The 20,428-nt window shown below is 59.2% G+C and carries 20 protein-coding genes; 12 read left to right on the forward strand and 8 right to left on the reverse strand.

Going from position 1 to position 20,428, the window contains the following annotated elements; genetic code table 11:
• The first annotated feature begins 89 nt into the window (after positions 1-89).
• Together MHK05_RS09990 and MHK05_RS09995 are read left to right on the forward strand one after the other, a co-directional pair.
• Positions 90-1,073 carry an ABC transporter permease gene (locus MHK05_RS09990; RefSeq protein WP_239206472.1) on the forward strand — a complete coding sequence of 328 codons (984 nt, stop codon included), beginning with the start codon at positions 90-92 and terminating at the stop codon, positions 1,071-1,073.
• 1 nt (position 1,074) lies between these two features.
• A complete protein-coding gene (locus tag MHK05_RS09995) occupies positions 1,075-1,716 on the forward strand; it encodes an ABC transporter ATP-binding protein (RefSeq protein ID WP_239206474.1) in 642 nt (213 codons plus the stop codon).
• Here the strand turns inward: MHK05_RS09995 and MHK05_RS10000 are convergent.
• Together MHK05_RS10000 and MHK05_RS10005 are read right to left on the reverse strand one after the other, a co-directional pair.
• The gene (locus tag MHK05_RS10000) at positions 1,713-3,290 is read right to left on the reverse strand and encodes a bifunctional ADP-dependent NAD(P)H-hydrate dehydratase/NAD(P)H-hydrate epimerase (protein ID WP_239206476.1); all 1,578 of its coding nucleotides are present in this window, start codon (positions 3,288-3,290) and stop codon (positions 1,713-1,715) included. The genes MHK05_RS09995 and MHK05_RS10000 overlap by 4 nt on opposite strands.
• An 18-nt stretch (positions 3,291-3,308) precedes the next feature.
• Positions 3,309-4,124 (reverse strand): Fpg/Nei family DNA glycosylase, encoded by an 816-nt coding sequence (locus tag MHK05_RS10005; RefSeq protein WP_239206478.1) that lies wholly within the window; start codon positions 4,122-4,124, stop codon positions 3,309-3,311.
• Positions 4,125-4,251: 127 nt separating this feature from the next.
• Here MHK05_RS10005 and MHK05_RS10010 point away from each other — a divergent pair, with 127 nt between their 5' ends.
• Together MHK05_RS10010 and trhO are read left to right on the forward strand one after the other, a co-directional pair.
• Positions 4,252-5,748 carry a DUF1846 domain-containing protein gene (locus tag MHK05_RS10010; RefSeq protein ID WP_023020147.1) on the forward strand — a complete coding sequence of 499 codons (1,497 nt, stop codon included), beginning with the start codon at positions 4,252-4,254 and terminating at the stop codon, positions 5,746-5,748.
• 109 nt (positions 5,749-5,857) lie between these two features.
• Positions 5,858-6,793: an oxygen-dependent tRNA uridine(34) hydroxylase TrhO gene (trhO, locus tag MHK05_RS10015; RefSeq protein ID WP_005326978.1), complete on the forward strand. Its 936-nt coding sequence runs from the start codon at positions 5,858-5,860 to the stop codon at positions 6,791-6,793.
• Here the strand turns inward: trhO and MHK05_RS10020 are convergent.
• The 6 genes from MHK05_RS10020 to MHK05_RS10045 form a co-directional block, all read right to left on the reverse strand.
• On the reverse strand, positions 6,790-7,542 hold the full coding sequence (locus MHK05_RS10020; protein ID WP_239206480.1) for an aminotransferase class IV: 753 nt from the start codon (positions 7,540-7,542) through the stop codon (positions 6,790-6,792). The genes trhO and MHK05_RS10020 overlap by 4 nt on opposite strands.
• Entirely contained in the window at positions 7,533-9,392 is a 1,860-nt protein-coding gene (locus MHK05_RS10025) for a chorismate-binding protein (protein WP_239206482.1), read from the reverse strand. The genes MHK05_RS10020 and MHK05_RS10025 overlap by 10 nt, the downstream gene beginning before the upstream one ends.
• Positions 9,393-9,410: 18 nt before the next feature.
• Positions 9,411-9,893, reverse strand: coding sequence for a hypothetical protein (locus tag MHK05_RS10030; protein WP_239206484.1), 483 nt, complete (start codon positions 9,891-9,893; stop codon positions 9,411-9,413).
• A gap of 9 nt (positions 9,894-9,902) precedes the next feature.
• On the reverse strand, positions 9,903-10,874 hold the full coding sequence (locus MHK05_RS10035) for a universal stress protein (protein ID WP_239206486.1): 972 nt from the start codon (positions 10,872-10,874) through the stop codon (positions 9,903-9,905).
• Positions 10,875-10,961: 87 nt separating this feature from the next.
• Positions 10,962-11,462, reverse strand: coding sequence for a MarR family winged helix-turn-helix transcriptional regulator (locus MHK05_RS10040; RefSeq protein ID WP_049359192.1), 501 nt, complete (start codon positions 11,460-11,462; stop codon positions 10,962-10,964).
• Positions 11,463-11,516: 54 nt separating this feature from the next.
• On the reverse strand, positions 11,517-12,605 hold the full coding sequence (locus MHK05_RS10045; protein ID WP_023020139.1) for an inositol-3-phosphate synthase: 1,089 nt from the start codon (positions 12,603-12,605) through the stop codon (positions 11,517-11,519).
• Between the two features lie 118 nt (positions 12,606-12,723).
• Here MHK05_RS10045 and MHK05_RS10050 point away from each other — a divergent pair, with 118 nt between their 5' ends.
• The 8 genes from MHK05_RS10050 (at position 12,724) to dnaB (ending at position 20,428) form a co-directional block, all read left to right on the forward strand.
• Positions 12,724-13,101 carry a DUF5318 family protein gene (locus tag MHK05_RS10050; protein ID WP_239206508.1) on the forward strand — a complete coding sequence of 126 codons (378 nt, stop codon included), beginning with the start codon at positions 12,724-12,726 and terminating at the stop codon, positions 13,099-13,101.
• 75 nt (positions 13,102-13,176) lie between these two features.
• On the forward strand, positions 13,177-15,429 hold the full coding sequence (locus tag MHK05_RS10055; protein WP_239206488.1) for a transglycosylase domain-containing protein: 2,253 nt from the start codon (positions 13,177-13,179) through the stop codon (positions 15,427-15,429).
• 6 nt (positions 15,430-15,435) lie between these two features.
• Complete coding sequence (locus tag MHK05_RS10060; RefSeq protein ID WP_239206490.1) at positions 15,436-16,833, forward strand: glycosyltransferase family 87 protein; 1,398 nt, start codon at positions 15,436-15,438, stop codon at positions 16,831-16,833.
• The gene (locus MHK05_RS10065) at positions 16,830-17,018 is read left to right on the forward strand and encodes a hypothetical protein (RefSeq protein WP_023020135.1); all 189 of its coding nucleotides are present in this window, start codon (positions 16,830-16,832) and stop codon (positions 17,016-17,018) included. The genes MHK05_RS10060 and MHK05_RS10065 overlap by 4 nt, the downstream gene beginning before the upstream one ends.
• Before the next feature lie 122 nt (positions 17,019-17,140).
• Entirely contained in the window at positions 17,141-17,431 is a 291-nt protein-coding gene (gene rpsF / locus MHK05_RS10070) for a 30S ribosomal protein S6 (RefSeq protein ID WP_023020134.1), read from the forward strand.
• Between the two features lie 49 nt (positions 17,432-17,480).
• Positions 17,481-18,029 carry a single-stranded DNA-binding protein gene (locus tag MHK05_RS10075; protein WP_239206492.1) on the forward strand — a complete coding sequence of 183 codons (549 nt, stop codon included), beginning with the start codon at positions 17,481-17,483 and terminating at the stop codon, positions 18,027-18,029.
• A gap of 48 nt (positions 18,030-18,077) precedes the next feature.
• On the forward strand, positions 18,078-18,530 hold the full coding sequence (gene rplI / locus MHK05_RS10080) for a 50S ribosomal protein L9 (RefSeq protein ID WP_023020132.1): 453 nt from the start codon (positions 18,078-18,080) through the stop codon (positions 18,528-18,530).
• 467 nt (positions 18,531-18,997) lie between these two features.
• A complete protein-coding gene (gene dnaB, locus MHK05_RS10085) occupies positions 18,998-20,428 on the forward strand; it encodes a replicative DNA helicase (protein WP_023020131.1) in 1,431 nt (476 codons plus the stop codon).

Here is a 20,428-nt window from a genome sequence, read left to right on the forward strand (position 1 = left end):
AGGGTGGACAGTGAATCAACCACTTGGTTGACTAGAGGTTCAGCGAGCTGGCCGATTACTTCTGACCTGCATAAAGCGAATATAGAAGTATGTTCCTAGCAATCAGAGAAATCACCACAGCGCGCGGCCGCTTCGCGCTCATTGGCGGCACGGTTGCGCTCATCACCCTTTTGCTCGTGATGCTCTCCGGCCTAACGGAGGGCCTTTCCAAGCAAAATACTTCCGCTTTGGAGTCCCTAGAAAAGAAGTACCCGTATATTTCCTTCTCCACCGAGGATCCCTCCTTCAGCGAGTCCGAGATGCATGCCGGCGATATCGCCAGCGACGGTATTCCCCTCGGCGCAGCGCAGACCAAGCTGGAGGGTCACGGCGGCGTTGCCGTCCTCAGCTTGCCAGCCGGCACCCAGGTTCCGGGCACCGATAAGACCATCCCAGAGCAGGGCGTGCTCCTGCCAGATTCCATCGATGCGGCCGAAACCGTCACCCTAGGCGGCACCGATTTCTCGGTGGAGGACACTGTTCCGGAGACCATGTACTCCCACTCTGCGGTGGTATGGGCTTCCACCGAGTCTTGGCAGCAGATTAGCCACGCCCCGAAGGGCGTGGTGGGCACCGCCGCACTGTATAAGCATGAGGTTCCCGGCTCCGTCAAGGTTTCCAAGTCCTTCACCGGTCTGGCGGGCTATCAGTCTGAACGCGGCTCGCTGCTTACCATGCAGGGCTTCTTGTACGGCATCTCCGCGCTAGTCACCGTCGCTTTCTTGACCGTATGGACCATTCAGCGCACCCGCGACCTGTCTATTTTGCGCGCGCTGGGCGCCACCGTGCGCTACCTGCTGCGCGATGCCCTGGCACAAGCCGCCATCATCTTGGCTGCCGGCACCATCCTGGGCGCTGTCGTTGGGTGGGCGCTCGGCGCGCTCGCCTCCGGCACCGTTCCTTTCGATGTCTCTTTGCGCAGCATTGCCGTTCCTGCGGTTGGTATTTGGGTCCTCGGTATGGCCGGCGCCCTCGTCGCTACCCGCCGCGTAGCTAAAGCCAACCCACTCGATGCACTTGGAGGAAACGCTTAACATGTCCACCATTCTTGATATTCGCAATGCCACCGTGACCTACCAGGACGGTGAGACAACCACTGCCGCGCTTGCCGACGCCTCCCTCAAGGCCGAATCCAATACCCTGACCGCCATCGTGGGCGAGTCTGGCTCCGGCAAGTCCACTCTGTTATCCGTAGCCGCTGGGCTTATCACCCCGGATTCTGGTTCCGTACAGGTAGATGGCACCCGGTCCATCATCTTTCAGCAGGCCAACTTGCTGTCCTCGCTCAATGTGCGCGACCAACTATTGATTATGGATCACATCGCTGGCCGCAAGCTGCGCCCACAGCGCGCCGATGAGCTATTGGACTTTGTGGGCCTGGCAGGTATGGGAAACCGCCGCATGGGCCAGATGTCTGGCGGCCAGCGCCAGCGCGTCAATATCGCTCGTGCGCTCATGGAGCAGCCAGACCTGCTGCTGGCGGATGAGCCTACCTCCGCGCTCGATTCTCACCTTTCCCAGGAGATCATCCGCCTTTTGCGCGATGTCACCCAAGAGATGAAAACCGCCACCGTGCTGGTGACCCATGACCGTTCCCTGCTGACCTTCGCTGACCGCGTGGTTGAGGTCAAAGACGGTCACGTTTCCGAGCAGGAGAAGGTTTCCGTGCTCAGCTAGCGCCGCATCACTAGCAACCGTGCGATTGCTTGGGGCACCGCCGCGGCAATCTGGGAGGCAGAGCAAATCCCAAAGCCGTCTGGGGTGTGGGCGGCAATAGCGGCAGCGTGTTGGTGTATCGCTGCGGCGTGCAAAATCTCCGCAATGATCCCCTTCGCATCTACCTCAGCAAAATTCAGCTGGGCTAGCGTGGCGCCGAGGATGCCAGAAAGCACGTCACCGGATCCGGCGGTAGCTGCATAGGAGTGCCCCGCGTTCATGCCATAAATTTCCTGCCCGGGGGCCGTGACCGTGGTGATCCGGCCTTTGTGCAGGACAAAGCAGTCGAGTGTCGCGGCAAGCTCCTGCAGGCGTACGCTTAAACCCTCCGAAAGATCGAGTGCGCGGCCAAGCGTAGCCGTATAGAGCCGCTCAAATTCCCCGGCATGCGGGGTAAGAACCGCGCAAGGATGATCGTGTACAAGTTTGCGCAGGTCCTCATTGCTAGCCAGCACCGTGAGCGCGTCCGCGTCGATAACTGTAGGCAGCTTGCGTGCCAGCACAGCCCGTAATTCCGCTGCCGCTTCCGGCCCGGTGCCTCGTCCTGGGCCTACTACCCAGGCTTGAGCATGGACCTTTTCTTCAGCGCTTGCATGGGGCACTACCTCCGGCAGGCTTGCGACCACAGAGTCATTTCCTACGACGCGGACCATGGAGGGGGTGGCCCGCACCGCGCCCGTGGCGGCGAGTATGCCCGCGCCGGGAAAGGCGTTGCTGCCGGCGCATACCGCGGTAACCCCACCGGTGTATTTTGTGCTTTTCGCCCCGGGCGTCGGATCCAGGATTGGCCCCGTGCAGCCCACCGGCTTTGGGGCGGAAACCTGGCCTTGGTCTCCCGTGAGTACCGGCTCGGTTGGCCACTGATAGGGCAAGGGGATGGTGGGTTCATTGGCGATATGGCCCACCGGTTCTGCGGTGGCAGACAGCTCTTCTGCAAAAGAGCGCGGCGCGCTTGGCAAGAGGAGATCGCAGAGCACCACCGCGCCGCATTCTGGGGCACAGACGTGTCCGGCGCGGGCCCAGCCAAAGCTAATGGTCACGTCCGCTTCCACCGCATCGGTCGCAGCCACACCGGTATCGGCGTTAATCCCGGAGGGAATATCCACCGCTAGGACTGGAACGCCACGCTTTTTGGCTTCGGCATAGGCGCTGAGCGGGGCACCGGAAAGGCCGCGGGTGGAGGAGAGGCCGGCGACGGCGTCGATAAGCAGATCGGCAACCTCCAGACTGTGCACAATGGTCCCGCCGGCCGCGGTAAACGCCTGCAGTGCGGGTTCGTGGGCGCTATCCGCCGCGAGGATGGCCTCGACTGAATAACCATCCTCCGCCAGGAAAGCGCCAGCGTAGAGGCCATCGCCGCCATTGCCGCCTGGGCCGACGAGGATACTCACTCGCCGCCCAGGGCCGAGCATGGCTGCGGCCGTGGCTGCTACGCCGCGCGCGGCCAAGCGCATGAGCTCATCGGCCAAGTTTTGCTGGGCTAGAAGGGAATGCTCCGCCGCACGGACGGCAGCAACGCTATAGGCATATCGCATGCCCGCCAGGATAGGCCTTTAAGGAGCCGGCTGGCAGGTCGGACACCAGAATAGGTTGCGTCCCTCCATGACTCTTTCCGCCACTGGGGTGCCGCACACATAGCAGGGCAAACCGGCGCGGCGATAGACATATACCTCCCCGCCATGGTCGTCTTTACGCGGTTCGCGCCCCATGGCTTCGGGAGAATGCTCGGGCCGAACCGTATCGATGCGGCCGTGCTCCACCCCGTACTCCATTAGCTGCACCAGGTCGGCCCACGTGGCGTCAAAGGTTTCACGGGAAACGTCGCGGCCAGGCAGGAAAGGGGAGAGGCCATGGCGAAAGAGGGTTTCTGCGCGGTAAATATTGCCCACGCCGGCATAGAGGTGCTGGTCCATCATCAGCGAGCCAATGCTGCGTCGCGATTTGTGCACCTTGGCCCATAAGGCCTCCACATCGGCGTCTGGGCGCAGCGGATCCTGGCCTACCTTGGCCAGTTGTGCGCGGTACTCCTCTTCTGTAAGCAAGCGGCAAAACTGTGGTCCGCGCAGGTTGGCGGCCTCGGTGCCATTATCAATGCGCACCCGAATCTGTCCGCCGGTCTCCTCGCGGGGCTCGAAGCGCAGCTTGCCGATGAGCCCTAAGTGAATATAGAGGATATGGCGCGGATCCGGAGCGGTGAGGTGTACAAAAAGATGCTTACCGTAGGTCTCGGCCAGCTCGATGCGCTCGCCATCGAGAATCTCTGCCTCCGCCGCGAAGCGCCCCTGCGGGCTGGTCACGCGCAGCGGCATGCCGCGATAATCCGCGTTGAATTTATTGGCTAGGCGGTGGATGACGTGACCTTCAGGCATAGAAGCCAGTCTAATCGGGAAGAATTTTCGGCCAAACCTGCCGCTAACCAGCCCACTTATTTGGGAGGTGACAATAGCGTAAACTCGAAATGCGGAATGATTTAACTCAGGGGAAGGCTTTCAAATCATGACGCACAAAATCGGCTTTGACCGCGAGAAATATATCGAGCTGCAGTCAAAGCACATTCACGCCCGCCGCGAGGAAATCGGCGGCAAACTCTATTTGGAGATGGGCGGCAAACTTTTTGACGATATGCACGCCTCCCGCGTGCTGCCGGGTTTCACCCCGGACAATAAAATCGCGATGCTGGAGCGCATCAAAGAGGACGTAGAAATCCTCATTTGCATCAATGCCAAGGACATCTCCCGCCAGAAGGTGCGCGCCGACCTAGGCATCCTCTACGAAGATGACCTGCTGCGCCTTGTAGATGTATTCCGCAGCCGCGGATTCTTGGTGGAAAACATCGTCATGACCCAGCTGGAGGAGGGAAACTCCCAGGCCGAGGCCTTCATCGAAAAGGCAGAGCGCCTTGGCCTCAAGGTGGCCCGACACCGCGTTATCCCTGGGTACCCCACCAATACGGACCTAATCGTGTCCGAAGAGGGTTTTGGCCGCAATGAGTTTGCGGAAACCTCCCGCGATCTTGTCGTTGTCACCGCGCCGGGCCCTGGCTCCGGCAAGCTGGCCACTGCGCTCTCGCAGGTTTACCACGAGCACCAGCGCGGCAATAATGCTGGCTACGCTAAGTTTGAAACTTTCCCTATCTGGAATCTCCCCCTTGAACACCCCGTGAACTTGGCCTATGAGGCCGCCACGGTGGACCTCAACGATTCCAATATTATTGACCACTTCCATCTGTCCGCCCACGGTGAATCCACCGTGAACTATAACCGTGATGTGGAAGCATTCCCGCTGCTGCGCACCTTGTTGGAAAAGCTCACCGGCACCACCCCGTATGAGTCTCCCACGGACATGGGCGTGAACATGGCTGGGTTCTGCATTACTGATGACGCCGTGTGCCGCGCCGCCGCCCAGCAAGAAATCATCCGCCGCTACTTTAAGGCTCAGGTGGAAGAGGCCCGCGCTGGCTTGGGTACCGAACAATCTGAGCGTGCCGCGGTCATCATGGCTAAGGCCGGCATCAAGGTAGAAGATCGCCCCGTGGTGGCGCCCGCGCGCCAACGTGCGGAAGAAACCGGCGAGCCTGCCTCTGCTATGCAGCTGCACGACGGCACCATGATCACCGGCCGTACCGCGCCTCTGCTGGGCTGCTCGGCCGCGATGCTGCTCAACGCCCTGAAGCACCTGGCCGGCATCGATGACGATATCCATCTGCTTTCGCCCGAATCCATCGAGCCGATTCAAACGCTTAAGACCAAGCACCTGGGTTCCAAGAATCCACGCCTGCATACCGACGAGGTGCTCATCGCCCTATCCGTGTCTGCCGCCAAGGATGATAATGCCCGAAAGGCACTAGAGCAGATCAAGGAGCTTGCCGGGTGCGATGTTCACACCACCACCATCCTGGGTTCGGTGGATGAGGGAATCTTCCGCAATTTGGGCGTGCTCGTGACCTCTGATCCCGTCTTTGCTCGCAAGAAAGCGCTGTACCAGAAGCGCTAGGTTCTGAGTAGAGGGTCGGCCCTTTCAGCCCGTGCTGGAGGGGCCGCAGTCTTATAAAGAACAACTACAAGATTGGGGATCTACCCAGCTGCAGGCCTAAGATTGGGGCGTGACTATTGGCAAAGTTCTCCTGTATTACTGCTTTACCCCCATCGAAGATCCCACCGCAATCATGCTGTGGCAACGCACCCTGTGCGAGTCCCTGGGGCTCAAGGGGCGCATCCTTATCAGCGAGCATGGCATCAACGGCACCGTTGGCGGCGATATGGAAGCCTGCAAGCGCTACGTTCGCCAGACCAAAGAATACCCAGGCTTTAAGCGCATGCAGTTCAAGTGGTCCGAGGGCGGAGCGGATGACTTCCCACGCCTTTCGGTCAAGGTGCGCGATGAAATCGTGGCCTTTGGCGCGCCGGGCGAGCTGAAGGTGGATGAAAATGGTGTCGTCGGTGGCGGCGTGCACCTAAAGCCAGAAGAGGTTAATAAGCTGGTAGAAGAACGTGGCGAGGAAGTCGTCTTCTTTGATGGGCGCAACGCCATGGAGGCAGAGATTGGCAAGTTTAAAAATGCCGTCGTGCCCGATGTGAAAACCACGCATGACTTCATCGAGGAAATCGAGTCCGGCAAGTATGACTGGATGAAGGATAAGCCGGTGGTGTCTTACTGCACCGGCGGTATTCGCTGCGAAATCCTGTCTTCGTTGATGAAGAATCGTGGTTTCAAAGAGGTCTACCAGATCGATGGCGGCATCGTGCGCTATGGCGAAAAGTACGGCAATGATGGCCTGTGGGAAGGCTCAATGTATGTCTTTGATAAGCGCATGCATCACGAGTTTGGCCAAGGGCTCCAAGACCCAGGCTTTATCCAGCTGGGCCATTGCGTGCACTGTGGCAAAGGGACGAATACCTTCCACAATTGCATCAATGAAGATACCTGTCGCCAGCAGGTGCTCATCTGTGATGACTGCATCCAACATGTAGAAACGCAGCACTGCGGCCGGCCAGATTGCGCCGAGGTGGCAGCGCAGCTAGCCAAGCAGGAGAGCTAGTCGCGCGCCGTTTCCTTGTGGAAGGAGTCCCACCACCACTGTTGCCACGTGGCGGTGTGCGGGTTGCAGGGCGGATAGACGATGCCGGTAGGTGTGTATAGTTCGGTCACCGGGCTGATGCCGTGCAGCGAGTTGAGGAACCACAGGGGGCATTCGGTGGCGAGCTCCAGGGTGAGCGGGCGTGTTTCGGTCCGTATGCCTAGGGCCGCGGCGCGCCGGGTGACCTGGTGCAGCGTGATGCTGGGCAGCGCCGTCCCGGTGGGGAGCACAAGAGTCTCCCCGTCCCAGGCGACGAGCGCGCCGGTGGTGGTCTCCAGCATGGCACTGGAGGAATCCACAATGACGGTGTCATCGGCACCGTCGTCCTGGTATTCGGCGCGGTAGCGTGCCAGTGCCGGGAAATCGGGGCCCTTGACCAAAGGCTGCGAGCGCGGGTCGGGTGCCTGCGCATAGGTTAGCCGGGTGACTGGGCGTGCTGGGGGTGCGGGGCGAATATCAAGGCGCAGTTGTCCTGCAGCTAGCGAGATGCGGGGAAAAAGATCGCCGGGGGCGAAGCGCTGCAGCATCGCAGGCACGAACCCAGCGGGAAGCGGCCCCGCCACCGACTCGAAGCGCCGGAGGTGAAGGCGAAGGGCGCTTGAGTGGGCGTCGCCAAGCATCCGCCAAGAATCCGCAACGTCAAAGGGACCGGGATGGGGTTGGCTGGGAATAAAGCCGCCCTCGTGCCAGAGATAGGTACTCACTGCCATGCCCCTAATACGGACTGCGCCTTAAGGTTGCGCTCTGCTAGCTCGGCGGCCGGATCCGAATCCAAAACGATGGCCCCGCCGGCCCCGATAGTGACCTCGCCGCCCGCGCGTACGGCCGTGCGGATGACCACGCTGAGATCGGCTTGTCCATCAAAGCCCAAGTAGCCCACCACGCCGGAGTAGACCCCGCGCGGGCCGGTCTCGAGCTGATCGATGATTTCGCAGGTGCGCAGCTTTGGCGCGCCCGTCATCGAGCCGGGAGGAAAGGTGGCGCGGAGGGCATCGACCGCAGTGGCATTGGCGCGCAGCGCTCCGGTAATGGTGGACACCAATTGATGAACCGTGGCATAGCTTTCTACCTGCATCAACTTCGGTACGCGCACGCTGCCGGGCTCGCATACCCGGGAAAGATCATTGCGCAGCAGGTCGACGATCATGAGGTTTTCGGCGCGCGTCTTCGGGTCCGTGGTCAGCAATGCGGGATCCTCGTCGGCGGAGATAGTGCCCTTAATCGGCTTGGCCTCCACCTCACGGCCGCGCACGGTGAGGAAGCGCTCAGGCGAGGCGCTGCAGACTTCCACGCCATCGAAGACGAGGTGCGCGGCATAGGGAGCGGGATTGTGTGAGCGCAGTTGGGAATAAAGCTCCCCCTCGGCCCCGGCCGAGTAGGTATCGGTCAGGCAGACTTCGTAGCTCTCCCCGGCGTGCAGGAACTCCTGAGCGCGCTTAATCCGCTCCAGGTAGCCGGGGCTGCGCCAGGCGTCTGCGCTTAGCGACGCCCCGCGGCCCTCCCCAGTCTCCTGTGGTTCATCCGTACTCAAGGCGGCTTCTAATCGGTCCAGCAGTTGCTCGGCGCCGTCGCCAGCCAGGCAGCACAGATGCGCTGTTTCTTCCTGGTGGTCATAGACCATAAAAGACTGCGGCCGCACAAAATAAGCATCTGGGTAAGGGGAGCGGTGGCTTAACTCAATGGGCAGGGTGAGCTGGGCGCACTCATAGCCTAGGTAGCCGATAACCCCGCCGGCGAAAGGAAGTTCTGGAGCGTTGGCGACGCGGGTAGCGAGCTCGCGGTCCAAGAGGGCAAGGATATCGGGGGCGTCACCAAGCCGATAGCGGAAAGAACGACTCAACGCGCCGGCAGTATCTCCGAGGATGGAGTAGCGCCCGCGCGGATCCGCGGAGTCGAGGAAGAAGGCATCTTTTCCTTCGGCGCGCAGGGTAGCAAAGACCCGCGGGCAGTCCACCGCGCCGGGAACCTCGCGGTGGAGCAGGCGGAACCCACTCAGGAAGTTGCGCATAATATCCCGGCCGTGCTGGGTAAGCACCGACTCCGGGTGGAATTGTACGCCCCAGTGCGGCAAACCATCGACCTTGAGCGCTTGAATGACGCCATCCTCGCTACGGGCATGAACGGTGATACCGGGGACCTCGCCAATCTGCAGGGAGTGGTAGCGCACTACCTTGAAATTTTGCGGGATTCCGGCAAAGATGCCCTCGCCCGAGTGGCTAATAGAGGAGACAAAACCGTGGCGCGGTTGTGGCGCACGAGAAACCTGAGCGCCGGCCAACAGGCCCAGCCCTTGGTGGCCAAGGCATACGCCCAGCACCGGAATCTCGGCCGCTGCTGCGGCGGTGATGATGGCTCGGGCAGCACCGAAGTCCTCCTCCCGCTCAGGCGTGCCCGGACCGGGAGAAATCACCACATGAGAAAATTCGCCGGCACGGACGCGCTCGGCCAGTCCTTCTGCCTCGCCGGCAGCAATAACGAGTGGGTGACGGCCGTCTACCTCTGCAATGAGGTGAGCCAGGTTGAAGGTATAAGAATCGTAATTATCAAGCAGGAGGATCATCGGGAGGCGGGAAGTTTTCTATGCGGCAGCCGAGTCCATGAGAAATAGCTGGATATCGGTAATGGTCCAGAGCATGAAATTGCAGGCCATCACCCAGAAAATGGCCATCCAACTGCGCCAGCGCAGATAGCGGTGTAGCTTGCGCACCATGATGACGGCGCAGCCAATCATGCCGAAGAAGGGAATGATCGGGGTGGTCAGGCTAAAGAAGGTGCGCTGCCCATCGGTGCAGAGCCACGTAGCGGTGCCATCTTCGCATAAAGGACCGCCCATAAGCCTAGCGGCGAGCGCGACCGCGAAGCCATAGAGCGCGGAGATGACAAGGACTGCGAGCATGTACCAGACGGCTTGCCGGGTAGAGCGGCGGTTAGCAGCGGCAATCTCTAAAGGATCCGGCTCATCGGCCAGCTCATCGAAACTCTGCGGTTCAGGGCGGCGCAGATTAGCATAGTCAGCATCGGATGTCAGATCGTTTTCGGGATGCTCTGGTCGCTGGCTCATACCCCAATCCTAACCGCAGGCTGGGTGGACCAAGATGGGCACCCGAATATGCGGCAGCAGCTCCGTGGCAGTAGAACCCAAGAATACGCGGGCGATGGGGCCTTGCGGGGTGGAGGCCATAAGCATGAGATCGCCCTTTTTCCACTTGAGCGAATCCACTGCGCCGCCCCAGCCGGCACCGGAACCAATTTCAGAGGTGACATCCAGCTCTGGGAATTTCTCCTGGATGCAATCGCGGGCGCGATCCAGCATGGCAAGGGAATCCTCGAGCCACTCCGCCGCCAGCTCGAGCGCCATATCGTGCTTATCCTTCGACGGGGTACTGAGCAAGCCCTTTGCCGAGAAAGCCAGCAGGCGCAGCGGCAGGTTCCAGCGATTGGCAAGCTCGGCTGCGGCGAGCATCTCATGATCTTCGCGCGGGCTGCGTTCAGTAATGGCAAAGTTAAAGCGGGTGACGCCGTGCTTGGACAGCTTTACCTTGCGAGGCACCAAGCCCAACGGTTGAGGAGAATAATGTAGCAAGGTATCGGCCGTAGAGCCGGCGAAGAAACGCCCCTTGGGTGCGGCCTGGTTGGGCCCCAAAATGATGAGGTCTGCCTCGAACTTCTTGGCCATTTCCGTCAGCAGATGGGGGCGCGAAGGGCCGTCGACCAATAGGGAGGGTTTCTCATCCCAGCAGCTACGCGGCACTCCGGCCTTATCGAGGGCGGCACGGGTAGCGGCGGCACAGGCCTCCTTTTGTCCTTTAAACCATTTTTTATATTTTCCGCCCAGTTTGCTGAGGGAAGTAGTAGTCCACGGCTGGAATACGGTAGAGATGACGCGTACCTGGATATCAGCGGTACGGGAAAGCCACGCGGCACACTCGAGTGCCTCGGTGCCGGAGGAAGAGGGGCTCCAAGAAATAAGGATGCGAAGTGGCTTTTCAGCCGAGCCCTTGCTCAGGGCTGGGAGATGTCCATCGGAAATATCAGTTGCCATACTGTACGAACTAGTGAGAGATTACGGTTTTCGCTTCTCTCAATTATCACGTTAAGCCGGAGAAAAATGAAATCACCGCGGGCAAAACTAGCGCTGTTCGCCGTTCATTGTGGGGCGATAGACATCTGCAAGCTTGGAGATGACAGTGGCTACTTCATTCGCGGTATCCAAATCTTCAGGCTCTAGCCACCGCATGATTTCTGCCAAGGCCGAGGCGCGCTGCTGTGAAACGATGGCGAGTTCAGATTCGCCCAATTGCGTCAGCGCTACCAGGACACCGCGGCGGTCTTCCTCATCGCGGTGGCGTTCCACGTAGCCGCGGCGCTCTAGCTGATAGAGCGCATTAGAGGCGGTGGGCATGCGGATAAGCTCTGCCTGCGCGATGGTGGATACGCGTGATGGGCCCCGCATACGCAGCTGGTTCATGATGGATACCTGGGAGGTGGTCAAAGAAGAGCCCTCTGCCGTGCGCTGGAAAATAAGGATGAGCTTATTGAGCGCCGGTTGGATGGAACGCGCGACCTCGACGGCATCCTCGTATGTAGACGGGGATTGAGCGGGGCCCTTCTCCTCATGTTGCTGCGTCATAGAAAACGATTGTATAGCTCGTTTTCTCTGCGCGGTAGTTTGGAAGTCAAAAAGTTAGCTTCCGGCAATAAAATCTTCCAGCTCGGCGCGTGCCACGTCATCGGCCTTTTGCACCGGCGGGGACTTCATCAGGTAGGACGAGGCAGGCAGTACTGGGCCGGCAACCCCGCGGTCGAGGGCAATCTTGGCGGCGCGCACGGCATCAATGATGATGCCGGCAGAGTTAGGTGAGTCCCAGACCTCCAGCTTGTACTCCAAGTTCAGCGGGACTTCGCCGAAGGCAGATCCTTCCAAACGGACATAGGCCCATTTGCGGTCATCGAGCCATTCCACATAATCCGAAGGGCCGATGTGAACATTGCGGTCCTCGCGCTTGCCGGCGATAGGCGAGTTGTGCAGGTTAGAGGTGACGGCCTGCGTTTTGGAAATCTTCTTTGATTCGAGGCGCTCGCGTTCGAGCATATTCTTAAAGTCCATATTGCCGCCCACATTGAGCTGCATGGTGCGCTCCAAGCGCACGCCGCGGTCCTCGAAGAGTTTTGCCATGACGCGGTGCGTAATGGTGGCACCTACCTGGGATTTAATATCATCGCCCACAATGGGCAGCCCGGCGTCTTCAAACTTCTTCGCCCATTCTGGATCAGAGGCAATAAAGACCGGCAGGGCATTGACGAAGGCGCAACCGGCATCGATGGCCGCTTGCGCGTAGAACTTATCCGCATCTTCGGAGCCCACCGGCAGGTAGGAAACTACGACGTCGGCGCCGGATTCGCGAAGGACAGCGGGGACGTCGGCAAGCGGGGCTTCTGATTCCGCAATGGACTCTTGGTAGTAACGGCCCAAGCCATCCAGGGTAGGCCCGCGCTGCACGGTAACGCCCAGGTTCGGGACGTCGGTAATAGAAATGGTGCAATTGCGGGAGCTGCGCGTGGCCTCCGCAAGGTCCTTGCCCACTTTGTCCGCATCCACGTCGAAAGCGGCAACAAATTCCACGTCGCCGACGTGATACGGGCCAAACTGGGTGTGCATCAAACCGGGAATATCTGCATCGGCAGCGGCGTTGCGATAAAACTCCACGCCTTCAATGAGGGACGTGGCGCAATTGCCGACGCCCACGATGGCGACCTTTACCTTCTCGGACAAGGTTTACTCCTTTTATATCCATGAATTGTGATTGTCAGTGACTGCGCAAGACTAAGCCGAAAATTATGCCCTGCGGTGGCATAACACCATGTGGATCGATCAAGAAGAGGTAATTAGGATGATCCGGGTGAATTCCGTTGCCTATAAGCATGTGCTCTCCCACGAGTGGGAACGCGCCCACCATCTGCGCGAATTTCGCGCCGGGCAGCTCACACGGGAAGAGGTATGCGATGCCGATTTTCTGCTGCGCGCCGCAGCTGAGCACCACGGGCACACCATGGATAAAGAATGCCCAGTGTGCGGCGAGCCTTTGCGGCTTACCCGCTGGGTCTATGGAGAGAACCTCGGCCGGCGTGCTGGGAGCGCCCGTAGTGATAAAGAAATAGCGGAATTTGTAGCCGAGGGCTTGGAGTTTACGGTGCACGAGGTGGAGGTATGTCGCCAGTGCCGGTGGAACCACTTGTTGCGTTCTGCTACTGCTTTTAACGCGTGTTAGTTTCCGGCGCACCGCCTTAGGCAGTAAGCTGCAATTATTTAGTTTGTGATCAGGGATGAATGAGGACACGAATCAGTGACCGAGAAGGAATCTACCGGCAAGTCCACTAAGGTGGCTCGCCCCAGCAAAAAGCAGGCGAAAAAGAAACGCCGCATCTGGCCGTGGGTCGTTTTGGCGTTCCTACTGGTCTTTGTGGCATTGCCCGCAGGACTTTTTGCCTATGCGTACTCGCAATACACCGTTCCGGAGCCCAAGGACCTGGCCAATAACCAAGTCTCCACCATTTACGCGGGCGATAACCAGACCCAGCTCGCCCGTTTGGTGCCGCCGGAAGGCAACCGTACCCACGTAAACCTGGATGAGATCCCGGACTATGTGCAGGACTCCGTGCTTGCCGCGGAGGACCGCGATTTCTGGGATAACTCCGGCTTCTCCTTCACCGGCCTCGGCCGCGCCGTGGTGGGTAAGGTAACCGGCAACGCTGATGCTGGTGGCGGTTCCACCATTACCCAGCAGTATGTGAAGAACACGCTGGTGGGTAATGAGTACTCCTATGTGCGCAAGATTCGCGAGCTTATCTACTCGGTGAAAATGACCAATGAGTGGGAAAAGAAGGATATTCTCAACGCCTACCTCAACACCGTGTACTTCGGACGCAATGCCTACGGCATTCAGGCCGCATCCAACGCCTACTTTAATAAGGACGCCAAGGACCTCACCCCGGAGGAAGGCGCCATGCTCGCCGGCCTCATCCAGTCCCCGTCCGGACTCGACCCCCGCGTGAACCAAGAGGGCTCCGAGGACCGCTGGAACTACGTCCTAGATGGCCTCGTGGGCATGGGTGACCTCACCCAAGAACAGCGCGATGGGATGACTTTCCCAGAGACCCGCGACCCAACCGAGTACTCGGCTTATACCGAGGCCCCGGGCGCCAACGGTCACATCAAAGATCAGGTCATCCGTGAGCTGGAAGAGGTAGGCATCACCGAAAACGAGGTGTCCACCGGTGGTCTGCGCATTACCACCACCATTGATATGAACGTGCAGAACAACACCATCCAGGCAGTCGATGAGCAGATGGCTCCCCTGCAGGAAGATGCACGTGCGGCTTCCGTCACCATCGACCCAAAGACCGGTGCGGTCCGCGGGTACTTCGGTGGCCACGATTCCAATGGTTGGGATTACGCCAACTCCCCGCTGCAGACCGGTTCGACTTTCAAGATCATGGCCCTAGCAGCTGCCCTGCAGCAGGGAATTAGCCTGGATACTAATTACTCTTCTGCTCCTTATCAGCTGCCGGGATCCGATGTGGTTACCAACGTGGGCGGTGGCTGCGGCGTATGCAACCTGCGCGAGGCTACCAAGCAGTCCCTGAATACCTCCTTCCTGCGCCTGCAGGCGGACCTGAAGAACGGTACGCAGGACACCGCGGATATGGCGCATGCCCTGGGTGTGGCTAAGTCCTTGCCGGGCATTGAGAAGACGCTGACGGAAAAGGGCAAGCAGCCATTCGAGGGCATCGTCCTGGGTCAGTACCAGTCCCGCCCGCTCGATATGGCTACCGCGATGTCCACCCTGGCTAACCAGGGTGTGTGGCATAATCCCCACTTTGTGCAGCGCGTAGAAAACGCCGCCGGCGAAGTGCTGTACGAGCACCCTGAAGATGAAGGCGAGCGCCGCGTATCGTCCAATGTGGCCAATAACGTCCTCGAGGCCATGGAGCCGGTAGCCGCGTGGTCCAATGGCGCCCTTGCGGGCGGCCGCGCTTCTGCCTCTAAGACCGGTACGACCCAGATGGGCGATACCGGAAATAACAAGGATGCCTGGATGGTTGGTGCCACCCCGCAGCTGGCCACTGCCGTGTGGGTAGGTACCGCAGATAACACCTCCGCCATTTTCGATCAGTACGGTGGCATCATGTACGGCGCGGGCGCGCCGACCAAGATTTGGAAGGCCGTGCTGGATAACTCCCTGGCCAACTCCGAATTCCAAAACTTCCCGGCCGCCTATCCACTGGGATTCGGCAATATGGGCGCCGGAACGGCCGCCCCGGCCTATGACCCGAGCTGGGATAGCGGCGCTGGCGATACGCAAAACTACGAGGCTCCAGAGCAGCAGGCTGCGCCGGAAGAAGAGACCAAGCCGGTCCAGCCACAAGAGAAGCCGGAGAGCCCGAAGCCAGCGCCAAGTCCACAGCGTGGCAACCGTGGCAACAATGGCAACAATGGCAACAATGGCAACAACAACCAAGCACCGGCCCAGCAAGAGGCTCCGTCCTTAGATGACCTCATTGGTCCGAATAGCGACCTGGCAGACCTTCTAGGGTAGGCGGCAGTGACAGTGAATTCGCACCAGCGCATTCCCGTCTCCTCAGAGCCGTTGGCCCGCGGAGTAATTGAATTCCTCGGCGGGCCAATGGGCCGTTTTGCCGGCGTTCGCCCCACTCAATGGTGGACCCCGCTGCGCGCCATCATCGCCGTCGGTTGGGTATTTCTGGCTTGCGGATTCCTCTCCAAAGCCAATTGTGCCGGCGGTACCCGCGGTGATGACGGGGTTATTAGCTTGAATTGGGCAGCAAACCGCCAGTACACCTCTTTCTGCTATAACGACATCATCCCGCTCTACGGCGGCCGTGGCCTCGATGAAGGCGGCTTCCCCTATGCCTATTCTTGGCAGGAGGGCGACCTGACCCGCTATATGGAATACCCGGTCCTCGCGGGCTTATTCCAAGGAATGATGGGGTGGATCGCCCGCAATACCTATTCCCTTGTGGAGTGGGCCGGAATCCCGGAGGCCGGTTGGTACTTCGGCCTCACCGCCCTGGTCATGTCCTGTATCTGGGTCGGCGTGCTTTATATGGTCTACCTGTTGGTAGGCAATCGCACGTGGGACACCATCCTCGTAGCGGCCAGCCCCCTTATCATCATTCACGCCTTTAGCAACTGGGATATCCCCTCCATCGCCTTTGCCGTAGGCGCGCTTCTGGCCGCCGCGCGCAAGCGGCCGGTGGTAGCAGGTGTCCTTATCGGCCTTGGCGCCTCTTTCAAGCTATGGCCGGTCTTCATCTTGGGGGCATTCTTGGTCTTGGCGGTGCGCAACCGCCGTTGGTCGCAATTTTTCCTAGCCTTACTTGGCGCGTCCGTAGCTTGGATTGCGGTCAACGCGCCGGTGGCAATGAAATACCCGGATGCGTGGCGAGAATTTTTCCGCCTCAACCAAGAGCGCGGTGCGGAGTGGACCACCATCTACTCAGTGCTCAGCCGCAATACCGGCATGAGTTTTAGCCCAGAGTTTCTCAATACCTTCAGCTTGGTGGCTTTTTTGGCTCTTTGCGCAGCAATTGCGGTGCTGGGTCTGCGCAGCGCGCGAACCCCGCGCATGGCAGAGCTGGTCTACCTCATCGTGGCTGCCTTTTTATTGGTCAACAAGGTGTGGTCGCCGCAGTATTCGCTGTGGCTGGTGGTCCCCGCAGCTCTGGCGTTGCCGCGCTGGCGTCTGGTCTTTAGCTGGGCGCTTGTCGACGCCCTGGTATGGCCGCTATTGATGTGGCACATGCTGGGCACGGACAATAAGGGCATTCCGCACGAGCTTCTCGACGTCGCCGTTATTTCCCGCGATGCCCTCATTATCGCCATGGCTGTATTTATCATTCGCCAGATGTGTGGGAAGGTCACGGATAAGGTGCGCGATGCGCATGGTGGCAGTGATCCTTTGGCAGGAGCATTCGCATGATTGTTACCTATATCGGGATGGCCTCCATCTTCTTAGGCTTTCTCTGCGTGATGGGTGCCTTTTGGCTGTTTCATAACCGCGAGGATCGGCGCGGGCCCATCGTTTTAGGGATCTTGGCTATCCTTTTCCTCACCATCATTCCGGCGACAGCCGCTGTGTTTTTCGCCGCAACTACCACCGGTTAGATTTCTTTTCGCCGGTCACTTGCGGTACTGTAGTGGGGTTGCTTGACGCAACGTACCCTCCTGCTGCATCCGCAAAGGTGATGCAGCCGAAAACTACTAGACCATAGGAGGTGATGAGGTCCGTGCGTCACTACGAAGTCATGATCATTCTGGATCCTAATCAGGATGAGCGCACCGTAACCCCGTCCCTGGATAAGTTCCTCGAAATCGTCCGCCAGGATGGCGGCAAGGTTGAGAACCTTGATGTATGGGGCAAGCGTCGTCTTGCATACCCCATCAACAAGAAGGAAGAGGGCATTTATGCCGTCGTCAACCTGGAGTGCGAGCACACTTCGGTTGCCGAGCTCGACCGCCGTCTGAACCTGAACGACACCATCCTGCGTACCAAGGTTCTGCGCACCGACAGCAAGTAACGGATACTGGGATCAAGCACAATCCACGTAACCGATAAGGAGTAAAGACATGGCACAGGGAGATACCAATATCACGGTGGTAGGCAACATCGTTGCTGACCCCGAGCTGCGCTTCACCCCGGCGGGTGCGGCAGTAGCTAACTTCCGCGTCGCCTCCACCCCTCGTCGCTATAACTCGCAGACGAACCAGTGGGAAGACGGCGTAGCTATGTTCCTGACCTGCAACGTATGGCGTCAGGCGGCAGAAAACGTCGCCGAAACCCTGTCTAAGGGCATGCGCGTCATCGTTACCGGACGCTTGAAGCAGCGTTCCTTTCAGACCCGCGAGGGTGAAAACCGCACCGTATTCGAGATTGACGTCGACGAAGTCGGCCCGTCTCTGCGCTACGCCACCGCACAGGTAAACCGCAATCCACGTGAGGGCGGCAATAACTTTAGCGGCGGCCAGCAGCGCTCGAATAACAATAATCAGGGCGGTTTTGGAGGCGGCCAGCAACAGCAGCCGCAGCAGCAGAACCAGGCTCCTTCTGAGGATCCGTGGAACTCCGCGCCACCAGCTGGTGGTTTCGGAGGCGCTGATTCTGAACCTCCGTTCTAAGTCTGTCACCCGCAACTATTCAACTAACTCAATTGAAAGGCAGGGATCATGAAGCTGATCCTCACCGCTGCCGTTGAGAACCTCGGCGCCGCTGGCGAAATTGTTGAGGTTAAGGACGGCTACGGACGTAACTACCTGCTTCCTCGCGGCCTGGCTATCGTGGCTACCCGCGGCGCAGAGAAGCAGATTGAGGGCATCAAGCGCGCCCAGGAAGCTCGCGAGATTCGCGACCTGGATCACGCACGTGAGGTCCGCAACCAGCTCGAGCAGCTGACGGATGTCAAGGTAGAGGTTAAGACCTCCGAATCCGGTAAGCTCTTCGGTTCCGTTAAAGCAGAAGACATTGTCAACGCCGTCTCCAAGGCCGGTGGCCCAAAGCTGGATAAGCGCATTGTTGTGCTTCCAAAGGGCCTGGTCAAGAAGACCGGCAATTACCAGGTCGAGCTGAAGCTGCACGCTGATGTTATCGGCAAGGTGAACTTCTCGGTCGTTGCTGCCTAACTAGGCGCACGACGGTCCATATAGACCCAAAGACAACAGCAACGCTTTAGGCCTCAAGTTCCTGCTATGTGAGGTGGCAGGTTCTTGGGGCCTTTAGCGCGTTTTCACCGGCTTGTGGATAACTGTGGAAATCTGTGGATAACTCTCCACCTCATTAACTTTGCGTTTACACCTCGGTTGCTTTATTAACCCGCAGGTCAGGGCCCTTATCCACTGTTAATGTGCCACTTTTCACATCTGCGAAAACCCGTCGTGAGCAGGGGATATGATGTGTGCAGGTCACGGAGGTTTTGAGTTATCCACAAGCATATGCAGGGCAATTGCGGCCCGAGTATGCCGCGACCAGCAATTTCCACACCATCCTGTGGATAACTTCCGGCTTTATACCCAGGGGGTAGTGTCCCGGCGCTAGACTAAACTGAAATTCCGTTACGCTCGCTCGCTCGAATAGCTACAAGGGGGAAGACATGACCAACGCCAGCTTTGACGATGAACACCTGCCGCCGGAGCCGCCGCCCGAGGAGGAACCGGCCCCACGCCGTCGCTTTCAGCAGGAAGAGCCAAAGCGCTATGGAGAATTCCGCCAGCCCCCCGCAGACCGGGAGGCGGAGCAGGGCGTCCTAGGCGCAATGCTGCTGAGTCCCCATACGGTGATGGAAGTCATTGAGGAACTGGAACCGGAGGACTTTTACTATCCGGCCCATACCCTGATCTACCGCGCCATGCTGGACCTTTATTCTGAGGGTAAAGACGTCGATGCTGTCATTTTGGCCTCTCAGCTGGATCGCTTTAATAACCTCGAACGCGTTGGTGGCGCCCCCTATCTGCACACGCTGCTGGCCACGGTGCCGACGGCGGCAAATGCCCGCTATTACGCAGAGATCGTGGCGGAGAAGGCCGTGTTGCGCAAGCTGGTTGATGCCGGCACCCGCGTAGTACAGCTAGGATTTTCCGGCACCGAGGATGCAGAGATCGAGTCCGTCCTGGACCGCGCCCAGCAGGAAGTCTTCGCCGTCGCCCAGCGCAAAACTGCGGAAGATTACCGAGTCTTGGGTGACCTCATTGACCCCACCATTGATGAGCTGGCAGCACTGCAGCAAGCCGGCGGTGTGGAACTAGGCGTGCCAACTGGTTTTATCGATCTAGATAAGCTGACTAACGGTCTCCACGCGGGCCAGATGGTCATCGTCGCTGCTCGTCCCGGTGTGGGTAAATCGACCCTAGCCATGGATTTCATGCGGTCCTGCTCCTTGCAGCATGGTAAGTCCTCGGTAATCTTCTCCCTCGAGATGTCAGCCTCGGAGATTGTCATGCGCCTGCTCTCGGCGGAGTCAGAAGTTAAGCTGGCCGATATGCGCGGCGGCCGTGTCTCCACCGAGGACTGGGCGAAAATTGATGAAACCCTCAACCGAGTGCAAGACGCCCCGCTGTTTATTGATGACTCTCCAAACCTGACGATGATGGAGATTCGTTCCAAGGCCCGCCGCCTAAAGCAGCAGCACGGGCTGGATCTGATCGTCTTGGACTACCTGCAGCTGATGTCTTCGGGTAAAAAGGTTGAGTCCCGCCAGCAAGAGGTTTCCGAATTCTCCCGCCAGCTCAAGCTTTTGGCCAAGGAGCTAGAGGTTCCTCTCATCGCAATTTCGCAGCTGAACCGTGGACCCGAGGCGCGTACTGATAAAAAGCCGCAGCTTGCTGACCTCCGTGAGTCCGGCTCCTTGGAGCAGGACGCCGATATGGTCATGCTGCTGTACCGTCCTGACTCCCAGGATCGCGATAATGAGCGCGCCGGCGAGGCGGATATTATCCTAGCCAAGCACCGTGGCGGTCCAATCGATACCGTGCAGGTGGCACACCAGCTGCACTACTCCAAGTTCGTCAATATGGCCCACGGATAA

The sequence above is a fragment of the Corynebacterium nasorum genome (assembly GCF_022347325.1).
Classification (GTDB): Bacteria; Actinomycetota; Actinomycetes; order Mycobacteriales; family Mycobacteriaceae; genus Corynebacterium; species Corynebacterium kefirresidentii.

Excerpts from the sequence above, each read along its gene's own strand:
- MHK05_RS10000 (WP_239206476.1), bottom strand. The coding sequence starts at position 3,290 with ATGCGATATGCCTATAGCGTTGCTGCCGTCCGTGCGGCGGAGCATTCC.
- MHK05_RS10040 (WP_049359192.1), bottom strand. The coding sequence starts at position 11,462 with ATGACGCAGCAACATGAGGAGAAGGGCCCCGCTCAATCCCCGTCTACA.
- MHK05_RS10025 (WP_239206482.1), bottom strand. The coding sequence starts at position 9,392 with ATGATCCTCCTGCTTGATAATTACGATTCTTATACCTTCAACCTGGCT.
- dnaB (WP_023020131.1), top strand. The coding sequence starts at position 18,998 with ATGACCAACGCCAGCTTTGACGATGAACACCTGCCGCCGGAGCCGCCG.
- MHK05_RS09990 (WP_239206472.1), top strand. The coding sequence starts at position 90 with ATGTTCCTAGCAATCAGAGAAATCACCACAGCGCGCGGCCGCTTCGCG.
- rplI (WP_023020132.1), top strand. The coding sequence starts at position 18,078 with ATGAAGCTGATCCTCACCGCTGCCGTTGAGAACCTCGGCGCCGCTGGC.
- MHK05_RS10035 (WP_239206486.1), bottom strand. The coding sequence starts at position 10,874 with ATGGCAACTGATATTTCCGATGGACATCTCCCAGCCCTGAGCAAGGGC.
- MHK05_RS10065 (WP_023020135.1), top strand. The coding sequence starts at position 16,830 with ATGATTGTTACCTATATCGGGATGGCCTCCATCTTCTTAGGCTTTCTC.
- MHK05_RS10075 (WP_239206492.1), top strand. The coding sequence starts at position 17,481 with ATGGCACAGGGAGATACCAATATCACGGTGGTAGGCAACATCGTTGCT.
- MHK05_RS10030 (WP_239206484.1), bottom strand. The coding sequence starts at position 9,893 with ATGAGCCAGCGACCAGAGCATCCCGAAAACGATCTGACATCCGATGCT.
- MHK05_RS10010 (WP_023020147.1), top strand. The coding sequence starts at position 4,252 with ATGACGCACAAAATCGGCTTTGACCGCGAGAAATATATCGAGCTGCAG.
- MHK05_RS10005 (WP_239206478.1), bottom strand. The coding sequence starts at position 4,124 with ATGCCTGAAGGTCACGTCATCCACCGCCTAGCCAATAAATTCAACGCG.
- MHK05_RS10050 (WP_239206508.1), top strand. The coding sequence starts at position 12,724 with ATGATCCGGGTGAATTCCGTTGCCTATAAGCATGTGCTCTCCCACGAG.
- MHK05_RS09995 (WP_239206474.1), top strand. The coding sequence starts at position 1,075 with ATGTCCACCATTCTTGATATTCGCAATGCCACCGTGACCTACCAGGAC.
- MHK05_RS10020 (WP_239206480.1), bottom strand. The coding sequence starts at position 7,542 with ATGGCAGTGAGTACCTATCTCTGGCACGAGGGCGGCTTTATTCCCAGC.